The organism is Nocardioides massiliensis (assembly GCF_030811215.1).
Taxonomy (GTDB): Bacteria; Actinomycetota; Actinomycetes; order Propionibacteriales; family Nocardioidaceae; genus Nocardioides_A; species Nocardioides_A massiliensis.
The window spans coordinates 3,633,043-3,653,121 of sequence record NZ_JAUSQM010000001.1 but is presented as its reverse complement, the minus strand read 5'-3'; the positions used below and the strand labels follow the sequence as shown (position 1 = coordinate 3,653,121).

Here is a 20,079-nt window from a genome sequence, read left to right as displayed (position 1 = left end):
ATCGAGCTTGTCGAGATCAACGGGTCCTCCTGACCGTCAGGACGTGGGCGGGCTCGTGGTGGGGATCGAGGCGCACGTAGTTGTGCGCGCTCCAGTGCCAGGTCTGGCCACTGAGCTCGTCATGGACGGCGAAGCCCTCGTCCCACTCCATGCCCAGCGCCGGAAGGTCGAGGTGGACGGTGGTCTCGCGAGTCGCGTGCGGGTCGACGTTGACCACGACGATCACGGTGTCGCGCTCGTCGCTGGTGTCACCCAGGTCGGTCTTGCTGAACACCAGGATCGCGTCGTCGTCACTGCCGTGGACGTGCAGGTTGCGCAGCTGCTGCAGCGCCGGGTGCGCACGCCGGATCTCGTTGAGGCGGCGCAGGTACGGCGCGAGGGAGCGACCCTCGGCCTCGGCGGACTCCCAGTCGCGGATGCGGATCTGGTACTTCTCCGAGTCGAGGTACTCCTCGCTGCCGGGACGGACCGCCACGTGCTCGAAGAGCTCGTAGCCGGCGTACACGCCCCAGCTCGGCGACGCGGTCGCGGCCAGCACCGCGCGCAGCTTGAACGCCGCCGGACCGCCGTACTGCAGGGAGGCGTGGAGGATGTCGGGGGTGTTGACGAACAGGTTCGGCCGCAGCACGTGCGCGGTCTCCTGCGACAGCTCGGTGAGGTAGTCGCCGAGCTCCTGCTTGCCGGTGCGCCAGGTGAAGTAGGTGTAGGACTGGTGGAACCCCACGGTGCCCAGGGCGCGCATCATCGGGGGCTTCGTGAACGCCTCGGACAAGAAGACCACGTCGGGGTCAGTGCCCCGGATCTCGGCGAGCAATCGCTCCCAGAAGGCCACCGGCTTGGTGTGCGGGTTGTCGACGCGGAAGATGCGCACGCCGTGGTCCATCCACAGCCGCACCACCCGCAGCACCTCGGCGTAGATCCCCTCGGGGTCGTTGTCGAAGTTGATGGGATAGATGTCCTGGTACTTCTTCGGCGGGTTCTCCGCGTAGGCGATCGAGCCGTCGGCGCGCGTGGTGAACCACTCGGGGTTGGACTTCACCCAGGGGTGGTCGGGTGCTGCCTGGAGCGCGAGGTCGAGGGCGATCTCGAGGCCCAGGTCTCCGGCCCGCGCGACGAAGGCGTCGAAGTCGTCGAACGTGCCGAGGTCGGGGTGGATGGCGTCGTGGCCCCCCTCGTCGGAGCCGATCGCCCAGGGCGAGCCCACGTCGTCGGGGCCCGGGGTGAGGGTGTTGTTGGGGCCCTTGCGGTTGACCTTGCCGATCGGGTGGATCGGGGGGAGGTAGACGACGTCGAAGCCCATCGCGGCCACGCCGTGGAGGCGCTCGGCCGCGGTGCGGAAGGTGCCGCTGACCGTCTTCCCGGTGGTCGGGTCGACGTACGCCCCCTCGGAGCGGGGGAAGAACTCGTACCAGGAGCCGACCAGCGCGCGGGAGCGGTCGGCGAAGAGCGGGTAGGGACCCTCGGTGCTGAGCAGGTCGCGCAGCGGGTGCGCGTGCAGGACGGCGGTCAGCGCGGGGTCGGCCCAGGCGCTCAGCCGGGCCCCGGGCGGGCGCGTGGTGTCGCGCAGCGCCTTGGCGGCGTCGGTGACGGTACGCCGGTCGCGGCCGCGCTTGGGCAGGCTGTCGGCGACGCGGTCCAGCAGGAGTGCGCCCTCGGTGAACATCAGCTCGACGTCGATGCCGGCGGGGACCTTGATGCCGGCGTCGTGGTCCCAGGTGGCCAGCGGGTCGCTCCAGGCGCGGATGGTGAAGCTCCACGGACCGACCTCGTCGCAGACGACCGTCGCCGCCCAGCGGTCGACGTCGTCACCCTCGACGCGCTGCATCCGCACCGGCGCCCGGTCCTTGCCGTCGGGTCCGGTCAGCACGACGTCGGCGTCGAGCTGGTCGTGTCCCTCCCGGAAGACCAGTGCGCTGACGGTGAAGGGTTCGCCGACGGCGGCTTTCGCGGGGTACCTGCCCAGCTCGACCACCGGGGCCACGTCCATGACGGGGATGCGTCCGACCATGACGCCCATCCTGCCCGGGCCGATCGCGGGCAAACGCGGCCGGCGCTCCGACTTGGACCGATCCAACGAATCTGGGTTACGGTCCTCCGGTGCGTGCCATCCGTCGCTTCACCGTCCGTCCCGTCCTGCCCGAGCCGGTCGCCGCGCTCGGTGAGCTCGCCGGGAACCTCCGCTGGTCGTGGCACCCCGAGACGCAGGACGTCTTCGCTGCGGTCGACCCCGAGCGGTGGGAGTCCACCGGCCGCGACCCGGTCCGACTGCTGGGCGAGGTGGGCTCGGCGCGGCTGGAGGAGCTGAGCACCGACGCGGCGTTCCTCGAGCGACTCGACGCGGCCGCCGCCGACCTGCGCCACTACCTGGACGCGCCGCGCTGGTACCAGCGCACCGTCGGCGAGGACGGCCCGCAGGGCATCGCCTACTTCTCGCCGGAGTACGGCATCACCGCGGTCCTGCCGCAGTACTCCGGGGGCCTGGGGATCCTGGCCGGTGACCACCTCAAGACCGCCAGCGACCTCGGCGTACCCCTCATCGGGGTCGGGCTGCTCTACCGGCACGGCTACTTCCGCCAGTCGCTGTCGCGCGAGGGGTGGCAGCAGGAGCGCTACCCGGTCCTCGACCCCGACGGGCTGCCGCTGACGCTGCTGCGCGAGGTCTCGACCGGCTCGACCGACCCGGGGGAGCCGGTGCGCATCGAGATCGGCATGGCCGGCGGCCAGACGCTGGCCGCCCGGGTCTTCCTCGCGCGGGTGGGCCGCGTGCCGCTGCTGCTGCTCGACACCGACCTCGAGGAGAACCCGGCTGAGCTGCGCGAGGTGACCGACCGGTTGTACGGCGGCACGACCGAGCACCGCATCCGCCAGGAGATCCTGCTGGGCATCGGCGGCGTCCGCGCCGTGCGCGCGTACTGCCGCATCACCGGCGCCCCGGCGCCGGAGGTGTTCCATACCAACGAGGGCCACGCCGGCTTCCTCGGCCTGGAGCGCATCCGTGAGCTGACCGTTGCCGAGAGTGGACCCGGGCTCAGCTTCGAGGCGGCCGTCGAGGTTGCCCGTGCCGGCACGGTGTTCACCACCCACACGCCGGTCCCGGCCGGCATCGACCGGTTCTCCCGCGACCTCGTCGCGCAGTACTTCGCCGACGGCGAGGGACCCGTGCCCGGTGTCCCCGCCGACCGCCTTCTCGCGCTCGGTGCCGAGGACTACGACGGCGGCGACCCGGGCGTGTTCAACATGGCGGTCATGGGCTTCCGCCTCGCCCAGCGCGCCAACGGCGTCTCGCAGCTGCACGGTGAGGTCAGCCGCGGGATGTTCTCCGGTCTGTGGCCGGCCTTCGACGAGACCGAGGTCCCGATCGGCTCGATCACCAACGGCGTGCACGCGCCCACCTGGGTCGCGCGCGAGGTGCTGGAGCTCGTCGCCCGCGAGGGCGCCGACCTCGACGCGGGCGGACCCGACGCCTGGGACGTCGTGGACCGGGTCCCCGGCGACGTCGTCTGGTCGCTGAAGCGTCAGCTGCGCGAGCGTCTCGTGCACGACGTACGCCGTCGGCTGGCCAAGTCGTGGAGCGAGCGAGGCGCGACACCGGCCGAGCTGGGCTGGGTCGACGACGTCCTCGACCCCGACGTGCTCACCATCGGCTTCGCCCGGCGCGTGCCCTCCTACAAGCGGCTCACCTTGATGCTGCGCGACCCCGAGCGGCTGCGCGCGTTGCTGCTGCACCCCGAGCGCCCCGTCCAGCTGGTCATCGCCGGCAAGGCCCACCCGGCCGACGAGGGCGGCAAGCGGTTGATCCAGGAGATCGTGCGCTTCGCCGACGCCGAGGACGTCCGTCACCGGATCGTCTTCCTGCCGAACTACGACATCGCCATGGCGCAGCCGCTCTACCCGGGTTGCGACGTGTGGCTCAACAACCCGCTGCGCCCCTACGAGGCCTGCGGCACCTCGGGGATGAAGGCTGCGCTCAATGGCGGACTGAACCTCTCGATCCTCGACGGCTGGTGGGACGAGTGGTACGACGGTGAGAACGGCTGGGCGATCCCGTCGGCGGATGGGGTCGAGGACCCCGACCGGCGTGACGACCTCGAGGCGACGGCGCTCTACGAGCTGATCGAGAACGAGGTCGCGCCGCGCTTCTACGACACCAGCCACGACGGCCTGCCGCTGCGCTGGATCGAGATGGTGCGGCACACGCTGAAGTCGCTCGGCCCCAAGGTGCTGGCGACCCGGATGCTGCGCGACTACGTCCGCGACCTCTACGTCCCGGCGGCCCGGTCGGCCAGGGACATCAACCACGACTTCGCCGGTGCTGTCGAGCTCGCGGGCTGGAAGAGCCGGGTGCGCTCGGCGTGGGACGGCGTCCGCATCGACCACGTCGACTCCGCCGGCGTCAGCGACGTCGCCCAGGTGGGCGACCAGCTGTCCGTGACGGCGTACGTCTCGCTGGGGGAGTTGGCCCCCGAGGACGTCGAGGTGCAGGTCGTCCATGGGCGGGTCCGGGGGACGGAGGACACCCTCGCCGACCCGGTCGTCGCGCCGCTGGAGCACGCGGAGGCCTACGAGGGCGGTCGGCACCGGTACGCCGCGACCGTTCCACTCGACCGCGCCGGACCGTTCGGCTACACCGTCCGGGTGCTGCCGCGGCACGCGAGGCTCACCGCTCCCGCTGAGCTGGGCTGCGTCACCTGGGCGGAATGAGCCTGTTTGATCAGCTGTCCTGATACGTTCCTGCGGTGACTGACGCCCCCGTTGCCGTCGCCCCGGAGCTGCTGCGGTTCGCCGTGGTGGCCGCGTTCGTGCCGACGGCCGAGCTCGCGCCGCTCGCGCGCGCGGCCGACGAGCTCGGCTACGACGCGCTGTGTCTGGGTGACCACGTCGTCGACCTCGAGACCATCGAGACGCCGTACCCCTACAGCTCCTCGGGCGAGCGCCGCTGGGACACCGCGATGGAGTGGCCCGACCCCTGGGTCATGGCCGGCAACCTCGCCGCGGTCACGCAGCGGTTGTCGTTCTTCACATCGATCTATGTGACGGCCATGCGCAACCCGTACGTCGTGGCGAAGGCGGTCGGCACCGCGGCGGTGGTCAGCGGCGGGCGGGTGAAGCTCGGCGTCGGGGTGGGGTGGTGCCGCGAGGAGTTCGAGCTCCTGGAGGCGGACTTCTCCACGCGTGGCAAGCGCACCGACGAGGCGCTCGCGCTGCTACGCCGGTTGTGGACCGAGCCGTGGGTGAGCAGCGAGGGGCCGTTCTACCCAGCACCGCGGTTGACGATGCGGCCGATGCCGCCGGTCGAGGTGCCGATCCTCGTCGGTGGGCTGTCGGACGTCGCCATCCGTCGGGCAGCGCGTCACGACGGATGGATCAGCGACATCATGCCGACCGACGACGCGATCGCGGTGGCCGGTCGACTCGCCGCCCTACGCGACGCGGACGCGCCGCGCGCAGAGGTCGTGGTCGCGCTCAACGACGCGCTCGTGGCGGATGACTTCGCGCGCGCCGCCGTCGGCGGCGTCACCGAGGTGATGACCCAGCCCTGGTACTACTACCACGGTCGCGACGCGAGCCTCGAGCAGAAGATCGACGGGCTCGAGCGCTTCAAGCGCGACGTCCTGGACCCGCTGCGCGGGTGACCTGCTCACTCCCGCCGGGGGAGGTTGCGGTCGGTGAGGAGGACGGAGCCGGCGCGGCGGCGTACGGGGTCGCCGTGGCGGGTGGTGAAGCGGTAGCTGCGTCCGGGTGTGACGTGGGGCCGTTCGTGCGGCAGGTCGTGAGTACGGCGCGGTGGCTGGTCGGGGAGTGGGTGGAGGAACTCGCGCAGGAGCTGCTCGAGGCGGGACTCGCTGTCCGGGGCGCTGGTGGGGACGGTGATGACGAGCTTGCCGTGGTGGACCAGTCGGTGACATGGCCCGCAGAGTCCGATGAGGTTGTCCAGGTCGGTCGCACCGCCGGCGGACCACCAGGTGAGGTGGTGGATCTCCTCGACCGGAAGCTCGCATGCGGGTGTGGCGCATCGGTTGGCTTGGTGGGCCTCGACGGCCTTGCGTTGCCGCAGTGTTGCGACCCGGCGGGTGCGTCCGACGTTGAGCACCCCGGAGTCGGGTGCGACGCCGGCGGTGGTCACGACCGTGACCTGTCCCAGGCAGGCGAGGTAGCCGACGAGTGCGGGCCCGATCGGGCCGTACCCCTCCAGTCGCGCGACAGGCGCGAACGGGTCCGTGTCCGCTGGCGCAGGTTGGCTCTGTGCCGCACCGCCCTGCGTCGCACCGTTCTGGGCTGCGGCTGCTGCGGCACCGAAGACGTCGGCAGGGACGGTGACGGTCAGGTGTGGCCGCACGCCTTTATCGGCGGGCAGGACACCGGCGTCGAGGATTCCGGTGAGCAGCGCCGACAGTCCGGCGCACCGACGCTCGGAGGCACTGCGCTCATCGCCCGCCTCCCTGGGTTTGGTCAGTGAGTCGAGGACGGCTTTGAGCTGGGCGCCGGTGGTGGCGCCGAGGAACCCGGTGACGTTGTAGCCGTCGCCGCAGCGGACGAGTTTGAGGTCTTCTTTGTCCATGCCGTCGAGCCACGCTTGGTCGAGCTCGTCAGGATGGAGTCGGGCGCGCATCTCGCGCACCACGCTCATCAACCCACCGGGCTCATGGGTCACGGCGTAGTCGACCAACGCTTCCTCGGCAGCCAGCATCTTCTCGACCCCGATGTGTTTAAGGCCGAAGGCGAACACGTTGAGGTGCTCGGTGCGCAACCGACCCGCTGCTGCCGCGGTAGCGACCTTGCTCATCACAGACGTCACCCGAGTGGTGCGCCGCAACCGCGCGGTCTCGGCGGCATCGATGCGCAGCTCCCGCCGCGCCCACGTGGTGACGGTGGAAGCGCCCTCGTCCTCGAAGCCGTTGGTCTCGACCAGCTCCGCGATCCCGGCGACCCGCAGCACGTCGAGCACGTCCCGCCCGGTCTGCGCCGCCCGCAGAATGTCCGTGGTCGGAGCTAGCGTGTCCAGCAGGTCAGCGACCTCACGCAACACCCTCGCGGCGACCTCACGATCCACAACAGCGCGGTCGACCACGCCGGCGGTGTCGGTGATGGAGGAGGGATCCATTCATTCATTGTAATCGATAGTATGTTCGAGCGCAAGGCTTGGGTCTAAATTCGTTCGCGGGAAGTTCCGGCTCGCGGGAGGCTGTCGTCATGGAGCTGGCCGAGATCTTCCCGCCGCTGGGACTGCACATCACCTGTGGAGACCTGGCCCTGGTCGGCATCACCGACGACCTCCTTCCTCGGCTCGGGGAGGCCGCGGCCGCGGGGATCCACGACCCGGAGGCGATGCCGTTCCTGGTGCCGTGGACCGACGCACCGGCCGAGGAGCTGCCCACACGGATCGCGACCTACCAGTGGAGCGTGCGCGCAGCGTTCGCGCCGGAGTCCTGGGCCCTTGAGCTGGCGGTCCTGTGGCGCGGCGAGGTGATCGGGATCCAAGCGGTCGCGGCACGGGACTTCGCCGTCTGCGGCTCGGTGTCGACCGGGTCGTGGCTGGGACGAGCCCACCAGGGCCAGGGGATCGGCACGCGGATGCGACAGGTGGCGTGCGCCTTCGCCTTCGACCACCTCGGCGCTCGCCAGGTGACCTCGTCGGCCTTCGCCGACAACGCTGCCTCGCTGCGGGTCAGCGAGAAGGTCGGCTACCGGCTCAACGGGACATCGTTGCGTGAGCGGCGCGCGGGGGAGTGCGCCGTCGAGCAGCACCTGCTCTTGCTACCCGACGACCTCGTGCGCCCGCCCGAGCCCCTCGTCGTGACCGGTGTCGAGCCGGTGCGGCGGCTCTTGGGATTGGCGCGCGATCGGATGAACCCCCCTCAGCGGTCGGGGTAGGGATCGTCCACGCTGTCGCCCCCGGAGACCGTCTGCCAGGTGCCGTTCGTGCAGCTGGGGCACGGGGGCAGGTGCTGGGTGGACATGACGTCGAGCTCGTATCCGCACTGGGTGCATCGGTAGGTGCCGGCGGAGACGTCGCTTCCGGCGGGGACGGGATCGGCCACGGTGACCTCCTTGTCGGGGATGTCTGCGGCGTACCCGATCTCGCGCGGATCAATTGCCCTGACGCGCACCTGCCCGGGCCACGATCGCGCGAGGACGGTCTGTCAGACCTGCCGGAGCACCAGCACGGACCGCCCGTCGAGCGCGATCCGCTCCCCGGCCTTGACCTGCTCGCCGACGACGAGATCGGGGTCCGTGGACAGCACGACCTCGCCAGCCTCGATCCAGGGGTTGTCGGGCAGCTGCAGGCGCACCGGGTCCGAACCGGCGTGCAGCCAGATCATGAAGGAGCGGTCGCGCAACACCTCGCCGCGCGGGCCCGGGGCCCGCAGCGGGTCGCCGGAGACGAACGCACCCAGCGTGTGCAACTCGTGGTCGTGCCAGTCCTCGACGGTCATCTCGCGGCCCTCGGGGTGGACCCAGGCGAGGTCCTTGGGTCCGTCGGCGGCGGTCGGGCGGCCCTCGAGGAAGTGCCGTTGGCGCAGGGCGGGGTGCTCGCGCCGGAGCCGCAACGCGGTCTTGGTCAGCTCGTAGAGGTCCAGCCACGCGTCATCGGGGCGCCAGTCCATCCAGGACACTTCGTTGTCCTGGCCGTAGGCGTTGTTGTTGCCGCGCTGGGTGCGGCCCCGCTCGTCGCCGGCGGTGAGCATCGGGACTCCGGTCGACAGGCACAGGGTGAGCATGAGGTTGGCGGCCTGGCGCTTGCGCAGCGCGACGATCGCCGGATCGTCGGTCTCGCCCTCGACGCCGCAGTTCCACGACCGGTTGTTGTCGGTGCCGTCACGGTTGTCCTCGCCGTTGGCCTCGTTGTGCTTGGCGTCGTACGAGACCAGGTCACGCAGGGTGAAGCCGTCGTGGGCGGTGACGAAGTTGACCGAGGCGTACGGCGAGCGCCCATCGTCGGCGTACAGGTCGCTGGAGCCGGAGAACCGCGACGCCACGGTGCGTACGCCGTTCGACCTCGCCCGCCAGAAGTCGCGCATCGTGTCGCGGTACTGGTCGTTCCACTCCACCCACGGCGGGGGGAAGCGCCCCACGGAGTAGCCGTCCATGCTCGCGTCCCACGGCTCCGCGATCAGCTTCACGTGCCGCAGGACGGGGTCCTGTCCGATCGCGGTGAGGAAGTGGCTGCGCATGTCGAGGTCGTGCCAGGTGCGGGTCAGCGCCGGGGTGAGGTCGAAGCGGAAACCGTCGACGTGCATCTCGGTGACCCAGTAGCGCAGCGAGTCGAGCACCATCCGCAGCGTCTGGGTCCGGGAGGTGTTGACGGTGTTGCCGCACCCGGTGACGTCCCAGTAGGCGTCGTTGCCGCGCTCGGACTCCTCGGGGTCCACCCGCTTGTAGTAGTAGAGGTCGTCGAGCCCGCGGAAGCTCAGTGTCGGACCGAACGCACCTCCTTCCGCCGTGTGGTTGTAGACCACATCGAGGATGACCTCGAGGCCGGCGTCGTGCAGGGCCTTGACCATCTGCTTGAACTCGCGCACCTGCTGGCCGGCGTCGCCCGAGGACGAGTAGGCGTTGTGGGGGGCGAAGAACCCGATGGAGTTGTAGCCCCAGTAGTTGACCAGCCCGCGCTCGGCGAGGTCGGGCTCGCTGACGAACTGGTGCACCGGAAGCAACTCGACGGTCGTGATACCGAGGTCGCGCAGGTAGTCCACGACGGCCGGCGTCGCCAGTCCGGCGTACGTGCCCCGCAGGTGCTCGGGCACGCGGTCGTGCAGCTGGGTGAACCCCTTCGCGTGCAGCTCGTAGATCACCGTGTCGGCCCAGCGCGTCCACGGCCGGCGCTCGTCGCCCCAGTCGAAGTCGTCGTGGACCACGACGCTGCGCGGCATCGAGGGCGCGGAGTCGAGCTCGCTGCGCGTGTGCCGCTTGCGCCGGCGGACCTCGTCGGTGTCGTCGACGTCGGGCAGGACGTAGTCGAAGATCTCCGGACCCGGTCGCACCTCTCCGGCGATCGCCTTGGCGTAGGGGTCGAGGAGCAGCTTCGCGGGGTTGAAGCGCCGGCCGCGGTCGGGGTCCCACACGCCGTTGGTGCGGAACCCATAGCGCTGACCGATCGGTACGCCGGGCACGGCGCCGTGCCAGATGCCGAGCGTGTATTCCGTCAACCGCAGGCGGCGCTCGTGCTCCACGCCGTGCTCGTCGACGTCGAACAGGCAGACCTCGACCTGCGTCGCATCCGGGGCGTGGACCGCGAAGTTCGTCGCCTCCGCTCGCCAGGTCGCACCGAGAGGCTGGTGCTTCCCGGGCCAGACCGCTGCCGTCGTGGGTCCCTCCATCCCACGATTGTCGCGGACACTAGGGTCGGGCCGCACAGGCGGGTAGTCGATCTTCAAGGAGCAGACATGGGCGAGTTCGTACGTCTCGAGGTGGCTGACGGGGTCGGCACGATCCGGCTGGACCGGCCGAAGATGAACGCCCTCGACTCCCAGGTGCAGCGCGAGATCCGCGACGCGGCGCAGGAGGCGACCGAGCGCGACGACGTACGCGCCGTGGTGATCTACGGCGGCGAGCGGGTCTTCGCCGCGGGTGCCGACATCAAGGAGATGGCCGACCTCTCCTACACGGACATGGTCGCGCAGTCGCGCGTGCTGCAGGGCTGCTTCAGCGCCGTGGCCCGGATCCCCAAGCCGGTCGTCGCTGCCATCACCGGCTACGCGCTCGGCGGCGGGTGCGAGCTCGCCCTCTGCGCCGATGTGCGCATCGCCGCCGACGACGCCACACTCGGCCAGCCCGAGATCCTGCTGGGCATCATCCCGGGCGCCGGCGGCACGCAGCGGCTCACCCGCCTGGTCGGCCCGAGCAAGGCCAAGGACCTCATCTTCACCGGCCGGTTCGTCAAGGCCGAGGAGGCGCTGGCGATCGGGCTCGTCGACAAGCTCGTCCCGGCAGCGGACGTGTACGCCGAGGCGGTGCGCTGGGCCTCGCAGTTCAGCAACGCGGCGGCGTACGCGCTGCGGGCCGCCAAGGAGGCCATCGACACGGGCCTCGAGGTGGACCTGGCGACCGGGTTGGAGATCGAGCGCCAGCAGTTCGCTGCGCTCTTCGCCACCGAGGACCGCACGATCGGAATGCGCTCCTTCATGGAGAGCGGCCCGGGCAAGGCGCAGTTCCTCGGCCGCTGATCTGGTTAGGTTTGTCCCATGAGCCCTGCGAAGCCTGACGAGCCCGAGCGCAAGAGCCGCTTCGGACGCCGCAAGCCCGAGCAGGGCGCGGCGTCCACGCCCGCTCCCACGCCTGCTCCCACGCCTGCCCCTGCGCCCGGTCCAGCCCCTGGCGCCGACGGACCGCGGGTCCCGCCGCCGGCGACCCGTCCACCCGGGGTCCGCACCGCCGGGGAGATCGCCGATGCCGACCGGTCGAAGGCGGAGCCTGCCGCCGGGCCCGCCACCGGGCCTGCGGCCACGCCCGCGACGGAGCCCGCCGCGAGCACGCAGAAGCCCGCGATGCCGAAGGCCGCGACCGCGCCCGTGAAGGACAAGCCCGCCAAGGAGAAGCCGGTCAAGGACAAGTCGGCCAAGGACAAGGCGTCCGGGCGGAGCACCGCGACGGTCGTCCGCACGCGCATCGCCGCGATCGTGTGGGCGATCGCCGTCATCTGCGCGCTCGTGCTGGCCGTCGCGGCGCTGCTCGTCGCGCTGCAGGCCAACCAGGACAACGCCGCCGTGAGTGCGGTGCTCGAGGGCGCCGACGTCCTCGACCTGGGCATCTTCAGCCGTGACAACGGCGTCTTCACCTTCACCGGCGCCGACGCCGAGACCCGCAGCGCGCTGGTCAACTGGGGTCTGGGCGCCGTGGCCTACCTGGTGCTCGGCAAGCTGCTGGACCGGATCATCCGCCCCTGATCCGGACTCGGCAGTAGCTTCTTCCCGGATTGCGCTCCGCGGGGGCGTCCGGAGTGGTGAAGTGTGTTCGCTGCCGCGCGCGGAGGGCGTGGCGGCAGCGATCCATATCCATGTCCTGGGAGGGAACCCGTATGTCCATCTCCACCCTGTCGCGGCGCGTCGCGTCGCTGTCCGTGGTCGGCCTCGTTGCCGGCGGCCTGGGCGTCGTCGGCCTCGCCTCGCCGGCGACCGCCGCTGAGCAGACCTACACCTGCACCGTGCTCGGCAACCCGCAGGAGTTCAAGGTCAACATGTCCGTCAAGCCCGCGCAGGTCGCGGCCGGCAAGACCGTCCAGGCCCGCCTGAACGTCAAGCTCACCGTCCCGGAGAACCTCGCAAACGCCATGCGCGGTCTGCTCGGTGCCAAGGAGGTTGACGGGACCGCTGACGCGACCACCAAGGTCGGCAAGGCGGCCCCGGGCACGACGACGATCACGATCCCCAAGACCCCCACCGGTACGGCGGGCCCGATCACGCTCGCGGGCACCGGTCCGCTGGGCGCCGTCGCGGCCGGCAAGCCGGGCCAGGCCGTCGCGGTGCAGGCCGAGGTGGTCACGGTGCGGATGAACCTCTACACCGCCGAGGGCGTCCCCGCGCCCTTCGAGATCCCGTGCGAGCTGAACGGCACCAACACCCGGGTCGGTGCGGTGACCACAGCCAAGGCCGCATCGCGGACGGCGGTGCAGGCGACGTACCTCGCGCGGTCGAAGCAGATCCGAGCCGTGGCGAGCGTGAAGGCCGGCCAGGGCGTCACCGCGACCGGCAAGGCGCGCTTCGTGCTCAAGCAGGGCAACAAGTTCGTCGCCGCGCGCACGGTGAAGCTGACGAAGAAGAGCAAGGCGACCGCCACCTTCAAGGGTGTCACCGCGCCCGGTGCCTACACGGTCGTGGTCCGCTACACCGGCTCGAAGCAGGTCAAGGCCTCGCAGGGCCGCAAGGTCGTCCGGGTGCGCTGACCCGCAAGGTCCCGACGCCCCCACGACCGCCCGGCCGGAGCTCCGGCCGGGCGGTCGTGTCACAGCCTGTGACACGCCTGTGACGGACCGCACCTGGGACGGCCGTTCTCTCGGGTCGGACCTACGAGTAACCTCGCCTCGAACCGAGTGGACAGGAGGGGCCCTCCCCGGGCCAAGACCACCATGAACATTGTCGTCTGCGTGAAGTACGTACCCGACGCGACTGCCGACCGGCAGTTCGAGTCCGACAACACCGTTGACCGGGTCGGCGTCGACGGGCTGCTCTCCGAGCTCGACGAGTACGCCGTCGAGCAGGCCCTGCAGCTGCGGGAGAAGCGCGAGGGCGAGGAGATCGAGATCACCGCCCTGACCGTCGGCCCCGAGAAGGCGGTCGACGCGATCCGCAAGGCGCTGCAGATGGGCGCCGACAAGGGCGTCCACGTGGTCGACGACGCGATCGCCGGCTCCGACTCGGTGGCGACCTCGCTGGTGCTCGCCAAGGCGATCGAGAAGATCAGCGCCGAGAAGAAGGTCGACCTCGTCATGTCCGGCATGGCCTCGACCGACGCCTCGATGAGCGTCGTCCCGGCGATGCTGGCCGAGCGCCTCGACCTGCCCCAGGTGACGTTCGCGTCCGTGGTCGAGAGCCAGGGTGAGGTCTTCCGCGTGCGCCGCGACGGCGACAGCGCGACCGAGATCATCGAGGGTCGGCTGCCGATGGTCCTCAGCGTCACCGACCAGACCGGTGAGGCGCGCTACCCGTCCTTCAAGGGGATCATGGCGGCGAAGAAGAAGCCGCTGGAGACCTGGTCGCTGTCCGACATCGGCGTCGAGGCCGACCAGGTCGGCCTGTCCGCCTCCTGGACGGCCGTCGAGGGCACCGAGGCCCGCCCGCCCCGCACCCAGGGCGAGATCGTCACCGACGAGGACGGCAGCGGCGCCAAGGCGCTCGTCGACTTCCTCGCGTCGAAGAAGTTCATCTGAAGCCGAGGAGACCTGCGCTATGTCTGAGATCCTGGTCCTCGTCGACCACGTCGACGGTGCCGTCCGCAAGCCCACCCTCGAGCTCCTCACGCTGGCCCGCCGCCTGGGCGAGCCGTCGGCCGTCTTCATCGGCGACGCCTCCCAAGGCGCCGAGACGCTGGCCAAGCACGGGGCCGAGAAGATCTACGTCGTCGACGACGCCGAGATCAAGCCGTACCTCGTCGCGCCCAAGGCCGAGGTCCTCCAGCAGCTGGTGGAGAAGACCAGCGCCGCTGCGGTCCTGATCCCCAGCTCCGCCGAGGGCAAGGAGATCGCCGGTCGCCTGGCGATCAAGATCAACTCCGGCGTCATCACCGACGCCGTCGACATCACCGCCGACGGCGACACCCCGGTGGCGACCCAGTCGGTCTTCGCCGGCAACTTCACCGTCACCGGCAAGGTCACCAAGGGCACCCCGATCATCACGGTCAAGCCGAACTCGGCCGCTCCGGAGGAGGTCGGCGCCGCCGGCACCCAGGAGCAGGTCAGCGTCACGATCTCCGACGCCGCCAAGAGCGCCAAGGTGATCAAGGCCGAGCCGCGCAAGGCGACCGGTCGCCCCGAGCTCACCGAGGCCGCGATCGTGGTGTCCGGTGGTCGTGGCACCGGTGGCGACTTCGCCCCGGTCGAGGGCTTCGCCGACTCGCTCGGTGCCGCCGTCGGTGCGTCCCGCGCCGCGGTCGACTCGGGCTGGATGCCGCACGCCTTCCAGGTCGGCCAGACCGGCAAGACGGTCTCGCCGCAGCTCTACGTCGCGGCGGGCATCTCCGGCGCCATCCAGCACCGGGCCGGCATGCAGACGTCCAAGACGATCGTGGCGATCAACAAGGACGAGGAGGCCCCGCTCTTCGAGCTGGTCGACTTCGGTGTCGTGGGCGACCTGCACCAGGTCCTCCCCGCGGCCACCGAGGCCGTCACGGCGCGCAAGGGCTGAGCACCAGCTGAGCAGCGACCCGCACCTCGACCAGACCGCCGGCGTCCGTCCCCCCGTGGGACGGGTGCCGGCGGTCTGGCTCGTCCTGGGCGGGATCGTCTCGGTCCAGCTCGGCGCCGCGGTGGCCAAGGACCTCTTCACGGAGATCTCGCCGACCGCGATGGTGTGGCTGCGGCTGACCACCTCGGCCGTGGTGCTGCTCGTCCTCGTCCGGCCCCGGCTGCGCGGCCGCACCCGCGCCGACTGGGCGGTCGTGCTCGCCTACGGCGTCGCGATGCTCAGCATGAACTGGGCGATCTACCTCTCCTTCGCACGCATCCCGCTGGGGGTCGCCGTCGCGATCGAGTTCCTCGGCCCGCTGCTGCTGGCGGTCGCCATGTCGCGGCGTGCCCGCGACCTGGTGTGGGTCGCGCTCGCAGGCGTCGGCGTCGCCCTGCTGGGAGTGGAGCGCGCCGACCTCGACCCCGTGGGCGTCGGCTTCGCGCTGCTCGCCGGTGCCGCCTGGGCGGCGTACATCCTGCTCAGCGCGCGCACCGGTCGCCGCTGGGAGGGCCTCACCGGGCTGGCCGGGGCGTCCCTGGTCGGCGCCGTGGTGCTGGCCGGTCCCGCCGTCGCCTCGGCCGGGTCGGACCTGCTCGACTGGCGGATCATCGGTCTCGGCGTGCTGATCGGCGTGCTGTCGTCGGTGATCCCCTACAGCTGTGAGCTGATCGCTCTGCGGGTGCTGCCCGAGCGCGTCTTCTCGGTGCTGATGAGTCTGGAGCCGGCGGCAGCCGCACTGGCCGCGGTCGTGGTGCTCCAGGAGTTCCTCACGCCGTGGCAGGTCGTCGCCGTGGCCTGCGTGGTGGCAGCCAGCATCGGGGCGACCCGCAGCGCCGCGCCGGTCCGCGAGGTCCACCCGTGACCCGCTCGCGCGCCCTGCTCGTCACAGCCCTCGTGCCGCTGCTGCCCGCGCTGACGCTGACCGTCCTCGCCATCCGCCCGCTGGCAGCCGAGCCGCTGGTGCTGCTGACGACCTTCGTGCCGTTCGCCCCGGCGCTCTACGTGCTCGCGCTGCTGCTCGCCCTCGCCGCCCTGGCGAGCGCCACCCACCCCCGGGACCGCCGTACGCCGTTCTTGGTCGCCGTGGTCCTCGTGGCTCCGCTCGCGCTCCACGGGTGGTGGGCGGCGCAGGAGTGGCGCGGCGCGGACGAGCCGGCCCACGCCCCGCTGACGGCGATGACACTCAACCTCCACTTCGGGCTCGCGGACGCCGAGCGGGTCGTCGAGCTCGTCGAGGCCAACGACGTCGACGTGCTCGCCCTCGTCGAGGTGACGCCGGCCGCCCGCCAGCGGCTGGAGGCGGCCGGCCTGCTGCAGCGGCTCGGCTACCTCACCGGCGAGCCCGCGCCCGGCGCGACCGGGACGATGCTGTTCTCCCGCTATCCGATCGGCGACGTCGGGCGGGTGCCGACGGTGCACGACTCCTGGTCGGCGTCGGTCGCCACGCCCCGGCAGGGACCGGTGAGCGTGTTGGCCGTGCATACGGTGCGCCCGCAGGACGGCGTCGAGCGCTGGCACGCCGACCACGACGCCGTGCGCGACGCCGCGACCGCGCTCGCGGAGTCGGGACCGGTGCTGGTGCTCGGCGACCTCAACGCCACACCCGACCACGCCGTGCTGGATGCGCACGCCGACGCGGGGCTGCGGCGGGCCGCGCGGGTCGCGGGCAGCGGCTTCCAGCCGACCTGGCCCGCGGAGGGGATCGTGAAGGTGCTCGGGATCACCGTCCCGTCGCTGATCACGATCGACCACGTGCTGCTCGGCCCCGGGCTGACAGCCTCGTCGACGGCGACCGCGAGCGTCGCCGGGACCGACCACCGGGCCCTGGTCGCCCGGGTGGGACGGACCCCGGTCCGGGCGCCGTAGGCTGGGGGCGTCATGGAGGCTGTCTATCTCGACCACGCGGCGACCACGCCGATGGTCCCCGAGGCCGTCGCAGCGCTCACCGAGCAGCTGACGCGCACGGGCAACGCCTCGTCGCTGCACGGCGCGGGGCGCGCGGCGCGTCGCGTCGTCGAGGAGTCGCGCGAGCGGATCGCTGCCGCCCTGGGTGCGCATCCCGGCGAGGTCGTGTTCACCTCCGGCGGCACCGAGGCCGACAACCTGGCCCTCAAGGGGCTCTTCTGGCGTGCCCGCGCCGCCGACCCGCGGCGCACCCGCGTCCTGGCCAGCGCCGTCGAGCACCACGCGGTGCTCGACCCGGCGCAGTGGCTCGCCGACCACGAGGGTGCGCAGGTCGAGTGGCTCCCCGTCGACGAGCGCGGACGGCTGCGCCTCGACGCGCTGGCCGACTGCCTGGCCCAGGACCCCGCGTCGGTCGCACTCGTCACGGTGATGGCGGCCAACAACGAGGTCGGTACGGTCCAGCCCGTGCGCGAGGTCGTCGCGCTGGCCCACGAGCACGGCATCCCGGTGCACGTCGACGCGGTGCAGGCGGCCGGCCACCTCGGCGTCGACTTCGCGGGCTGGGGCGTCGACGCCCTCACCGTCACCGCGCACAAGCTCGGCGGGCCGTACGGCGTGGGCGCGCTCCTGCTGCGCCGCGAGCTCGATGCGACCGCGCTGCTCCACGGGGGCGGGCAGGAGCGCGACGTCCGCTCCGGCACGCTCGACCCGCCTGCGATCGCGGCCTTCGCCGCCGCCCTGGGCGTGGCGGAGGCACGGCGTACGGCGGAGACCGCGCGGCTGGAGGCCCTGCGCTCACGCCTGGTCGAGCAGGTCGCGCGACTCGTGCCCGATGTGCGCGTCAACGGCGACCCCGATCCCGCCGGGCGGCTCCCGCACATCGCGCACCTGAGCTTCCCCGGGTGCGAGGGCGACTCGCTGCTCATGCTCCTCGACGCGCGCCAGATCGCCTGCTCCACCGGGTCGGCCTGCTCGGCCGGCGTCCCGCAGGCGTCCCACGTGCTGCTCGCAATGGGGCGCGACGAGGCCGAGGCGCGCAGCTCGCTGCGGTTCTCGCTGGGCCACACCAGCACGGAGGCCGACGTCGACCGGGTGCTCGCCGAGATCGGGCCCGCGGTGGAGCGTGCCCGGGCCGCAGGCGCACTGTCGGCACGGCGGGCCGTGCGATGACAGGCCCGAAGCGCGTCGTCGCCGCGATGTCGGGCGGGGTCGACTCCGCCGTGGCCGCAGCGCGGGCGAAGGAGGACGGCCACGACGTGACCGGCATCCACCTGGCGCTGTCGCGCAACCCGAAGTCCTACCGCAGCGGCGCGCGCGGGTGCTGCACGATCGAGGACGCCAACGACGCGCGGCGGGCCGCCGACGTCATCGGGATCCCGTTCTACGTCTGGGACCTCAGCGACCGGTTCCACGACGACGTCGTGGAGGACTTCCTCGACGAGTACGCCGCCGGCCGCACCCCGAACCCGTGCCTGCGGTGCAACGAAAAGATCAAGTTCGCCGCTGTCCTCGAGCGCGCCCAGGCGCTCGGCTTCGACGCAGTCGTGACCGGTCACTACGCGCGCCTGGAGCCCGCGCCCGGGCCGGGCGGCGTACCCACGTTGCACCGCGCGCAGGACATGGCCAAGGACCAGTCCTACGTGCTCGGCGTGCTGACCGCCGAGCAGCTGGCCGGCGCGATGTTCCCGCTCGGCGACACCACGAAGGATCTCGTGCGGGCCGAGGCGGCTGAGCGCGGGTTGACGGTGGCCGACAAGCCCGACAGCCACGACATCTGCTTCATCAGCGACGGCGACACCGGCGGCTGGCTGGCCGAGAAGCTGGGGGAGCGGGCGCCCAACGACGGTGGGGCGATCGTCGACGGGGCGACCGGGGAGGAGCTCGGGCGCCACGACGGCACCTACCGCTACACGATCGGCCAGCGCAGGGGGCTGCGGCTGGGCCGTCCCGCGCCCGACGGCAAGCCGCGCTTCGTCCTCGACATCGAGCCGGTCTCCGGCACCGTGACGGTCGGGCCCCGGGAGGCGCTCACCGTCGACCGGGTCGCCGCCGACCGGATCCGCTGGTGCGGCCCCGCCCTGACCGCGCCGCTCGACGGCACGGTGCAGCTGCGCGCCCACGGCGCCGAGCACCGGGCGCGGGTCACGGTGGACGGTGACACGCTCGTCGTCGAGCTGCAGGACCCGGCGAGCGGGGTCGCTCCGGGCCAGGCGGTCGTCGTGTACGACGGCACGCGCGTCGTGGGCTCGGCGACGATCACCGGGACCGGTCGCTGATGGCCGCGGCGTCGGGCATCGGGTCACACCCCGGGGAGGACGAGCGCGCGTACGCCGAGGCGCTGCGCGTGGTGGTCGGCGAACTGAGCGACGGGCACGTGCCGTACCTCCCCGAGGTCCCCGGCCGCGGACCGCACGCCACGATGACCGGACGCGCGACCGCCGTGTGGGCCGAGCTCGGTGCCGACCTGCAGCCGGTCGGCTGGCGCCTGACCGGCGGCGGCACCGGCGTCGACCAACGCCGCGCCCGGTCGCTGCTCGGACAGGACCTCGACCGCCTCGAGGAGGCGACGCAGGGGTATGCGGGCCGGCTCAAGGTGCAGGTGTGCGGTCCGTGGACGCTCGCGGCGACGGTCGAGCGGCCCCGCGGCGACCGCGTGCTGGGCGACCACGGCGCGCGTCGCGACCTGGCCGCCGCGCTCGCCGAGGGGATCGGCGCGCACGTCGCCGACCTGCGGCGCCGGGTCCCGGCCGCCGAGGTCGTCGTCCAGGTCGACGAGCCGGCACTGCCCGCGGTCCTCGCCGCCCAGGTGCCGACCGCGTCCGGCTTCTCGCGGCACCGTCGCGTCGACCCGCCGGAGGCGAGTGCCGCCCTGGAGCTGGTGCTCGGGGCGATCACCGCCGCCGGCGCCGAGCCGTGGGTGCACTCCTGCGCCGCGGACGTGCCGGTCGACCTGCTCGTGGGAGCCGGCGCGCGCGGGGTCCTGGTCGATCTCGACGTCCTGGCCCCCACGGCGTACGACAGACTGGCCCGGACCCTCGAGGATGGCGGGACGGTCGGGCTCGGGGTCGTTCCCGGGGTCGGCTCCGGTGCGCCGCAGCCGGGTCAGCTGATCGAGCGGGTGCTGCGGTTCACCGAGATGCTCGGCCTCGACCCCGAGGAGGTCGGATCCGGGCTGCTGCTCACCCCGGCGTGCGGCCTTGCAGGCCGGCCGGGCGAGGAGGCGGCCGGCGTGCTGCGGGCGTGTCGCGAGGCGGCTGCCGACCTCCCCTGAGGACGCGCGATTCGTGCACGTTTG

General features: G+C 72.0%; 17 protein-coding genes. 13 read left to right on the top strand and 4 right to left on the bottom strand.

From position 1 onward, the window contains the following. Positions 1-16: 16 nt before the first annotated feature. On the bottom strand, positions 17-2,008 hold the full coding sequence (locus tag J2S59_RS17990) for an alpha-1,4-glucan--maltose-1-phosphate maltosyltransferase (RefSeq protein ID WP_068123559.1): 1,992 nt from the start codon (positions 2,006-2,008) through the stop codon (positions 17-19). Between the two features lie 89 nt (positions 2,009-2,097). On the opposite strand from J2S59_RS17990, the gene glgP reads away from it, so the two are divergent. Both glgP and J2S59_RS17980 read left to right on the top strand, forming a co-directional pair. Continuing rightward, on the top strand, positions 2,098-4,701 hold the full coding sequence (gene glgP, locus J2S59_RS17985) for an alpha-glucan family phosphorylase (RefSeq protein ID WP_068123562.1): 2,604 nt from the start codon (positions 2,098-2,100) through the stop codon (positions 4,699-4,701). A gap of 35 nt (positions 4,702-4,736) precedes the next feature. After that, on the top strand, positions 4,737-5,633 hold the full coding sequence (locus J2S59_RS17980) for a TIGR03619 family F420-dependent LLM class oxidoreductase (RefSeq protein WP_306825361.1): 897 nt from the start codon (positions 4,737-4,739) through the stop codon (positions 5,631-5,633). A 5-nt stretch (positions 5,634-5,638) separates the two neighbouring features. On the opposite strand, the gene J2S59_RS17975 is transcribed toward J2S59_RS17980, so the two are convergent. Continuing rightward, positions 5,639-7,102: an HNH endonuclease signature motif containing protein gene (locus J2S59_RS17975; RefSeq protein WP_306825360.1), complete on the bottom strand. Its 1,464-nt coding sequence runs from the start codon at positions 7,100-7,102 to the stop codon at positions 5,639-5,641. An 89-nt stretch (positions 7,103-7,191) separates the two neighbouring features. Here J2S59_RS17975 and J2S59_RS17970 point away from each other — a divergent pair, with 89 nt between their 5' ends. Further along, a complete protein-coding gene (locus J2S59_RS17970; protein WP_068124178.1) occupies positions 7,192-7,872 on the top strand; it encodes a GNAT family N-acetyltransferase in 681 nt (226 codons plus the stop codon). On the opposite strand, the gene J2S59_RS17965 is transcribed toward J2S59_RS17970, so the two are convergent. Next, positions 7,857-8,039: a zinc ribbon-containing protein gene (locus tag J2S59_RS17965; protein ID WP_068124185.1), complete on the bottom strand. Its 183-nt coding sequence runs from the start codon at positions 8,037-8,039 to the stop codon at positions 7,857-7,859. The genes J2S59_RS17970 and J2S59_RS17965 overlap by 16 nt on opposite strands. Before the next feature lie 102 nt (positions 8,040-8,141). After that, positions 8,142-10,319 carry a glycogen debranching protein GlgX gene (gene glgX / locus J2S59_RS17960; protein ID WP_068124176.1) on the bottom strand — a complete coding sequence of 726 codons (2,178 nt, stop codon included), beginning with the start codon at positions 10,317-10,319 and terminating at the stop codon, positions 8,142-8,144. Positions 10,320-10,385: 66 nt separating this feature from the next. Here glgX and J2S59_RS17955 point away from each other — a divergent pair, with 66 nt between their 5' ends. The 10 genes from J2S59_RS17955 to J2S59_RS17910 all read left to right on the top strand — a co-directional run bounded on the left by J2S59_RS17955 (position 10,386) and on the right by J2S59_RS17910 (position 20,055). Next, a complete protein-coding gene (locus tag J2S59_RS17955) occupies positions 10,386-11,165 on the top strand; it encodes an enoyl-CoA hydratase/isomerase family protein (protein ID WP_068124175.1) in 780 nt (259 codons plus the stop codon). Positions 11,166-11,183: 18 nt separating this feature from the next. After that, positions 11,184-11,885, top strand: coding sequence for a hypothetical protein (locus J2S59_RS17950; RefSeq protein ID WP_246360577.1), 702 nt, complete (start codon positions 11,184-11,186; stop codon positions 11,883-11,885). Positions 11,886-12,016: 131 nt separating this feature from the next. Next, a complete protein-coding gene (locus J2S59_RS17945) occupies positions 12,017-12,880 on the top strand; it encodes a DUF6801 domain-containing protein (protein ID WP_306825359.1) in 864 nt (287 codons plus the stop codon). 201 nt (positions 12,881-13,081) lie between these two features. After that, positions 13,082-13,864, top strand: a complete 783-nt coding sequence (locus J2S59_RS17940) for an electron transfer flavoprotein subunit beta/FixA family protein (RefSeq protein ID WP_246360197.1) — start codon at positions 13,082-13,084, stop codon at positions 13,862-13,864. A 19-nt stretch (positions 13,865-13,883) separates the two neighbouring features. Beyond that, a complete protein-coding gene (locus J2S59_RS17935; RefSeq protein ID WP_068119150.1) occupies positions 13,884-14,837 on the top strand; it encodes an electron transfer flavoprotein subunit alpha/FixB family protein in 954 nt (317 codons plus the stop codon). Between the two features lie 55 nt (positions 14,838-14,892). Further along, the gene (locus J2S59_RS17930) at positions 14,893-15,741 is read left to right on the top strand and encodes an EamA family transporter (RefSeq protein ID WP_246360198.1); all 849 of its coding nucleotides are present in this window, start codon (positions 14,893-14,895) and stop codon (positions 15,739-15,741) included. Further along, the gene (locus J2S59_RS17925; RefSeq protein WP_068119153.1) at positions 15,738-16,745 is read left to right on the top strand and encodes an endonuclease/exonuclease/phosphatase family protein; all 1,008 of its coding nucleotides are present in this window, start codon (positions 15,738-15,740) and stop codon (positions 16,743-16,745) included. The genes J2S59_RS17930 and J2S59_RS17925 overlap by 4 nt, the downstream gene beginning before the upstream one ends. 12 nt (positions 16,746-16,757) lie before the next feature. Further along, positions 16,758-17,954: a cysteine desulfurase family protein gene (locus tag J2S59_RS17920; protein WP_068119156.1), complete on the top strand. Its 1,197-nt coding sequence runs from the start codon at positions 16,758-16,760 to the stop codon at positions 17,952-17,954. Further along, the gene (gene mnmA / locus J2S59_RS17915) at positions 17,951-19,060 is read left to right on the top strand and encodes a tRNA 2-thiouridine(34) synthase MnmA (RefSeq protein WP_068119159.1); all 1,110 of its coding nucleotides are present in this window, start codon (positions 17,951-17,953) and stop codon (positions 19,058-19,060) included. Before J2S59_RS17920 ends, mnmA begins: the two co-directional genes overlap by 4 nt. After that, on the top strand, positions 19,060-20,055 hold the full coding sequence (locus tag J2S59_RS17910) for a uroporphyrinogen decarboxylase/cobalamine-independent methonine synthase family protein (protein ID WP_068119163.1): 996 nt from the start codon (positions 19,060-19,062) through the stop codon (positions 20,053-20,055). The genes mnmA and J2S59_RS17910 overlap by 1 nt, the downstream gene beginning before the upstream one ends. Positions 20,056-20,079 lie beyond the last annotated feature (24 nt).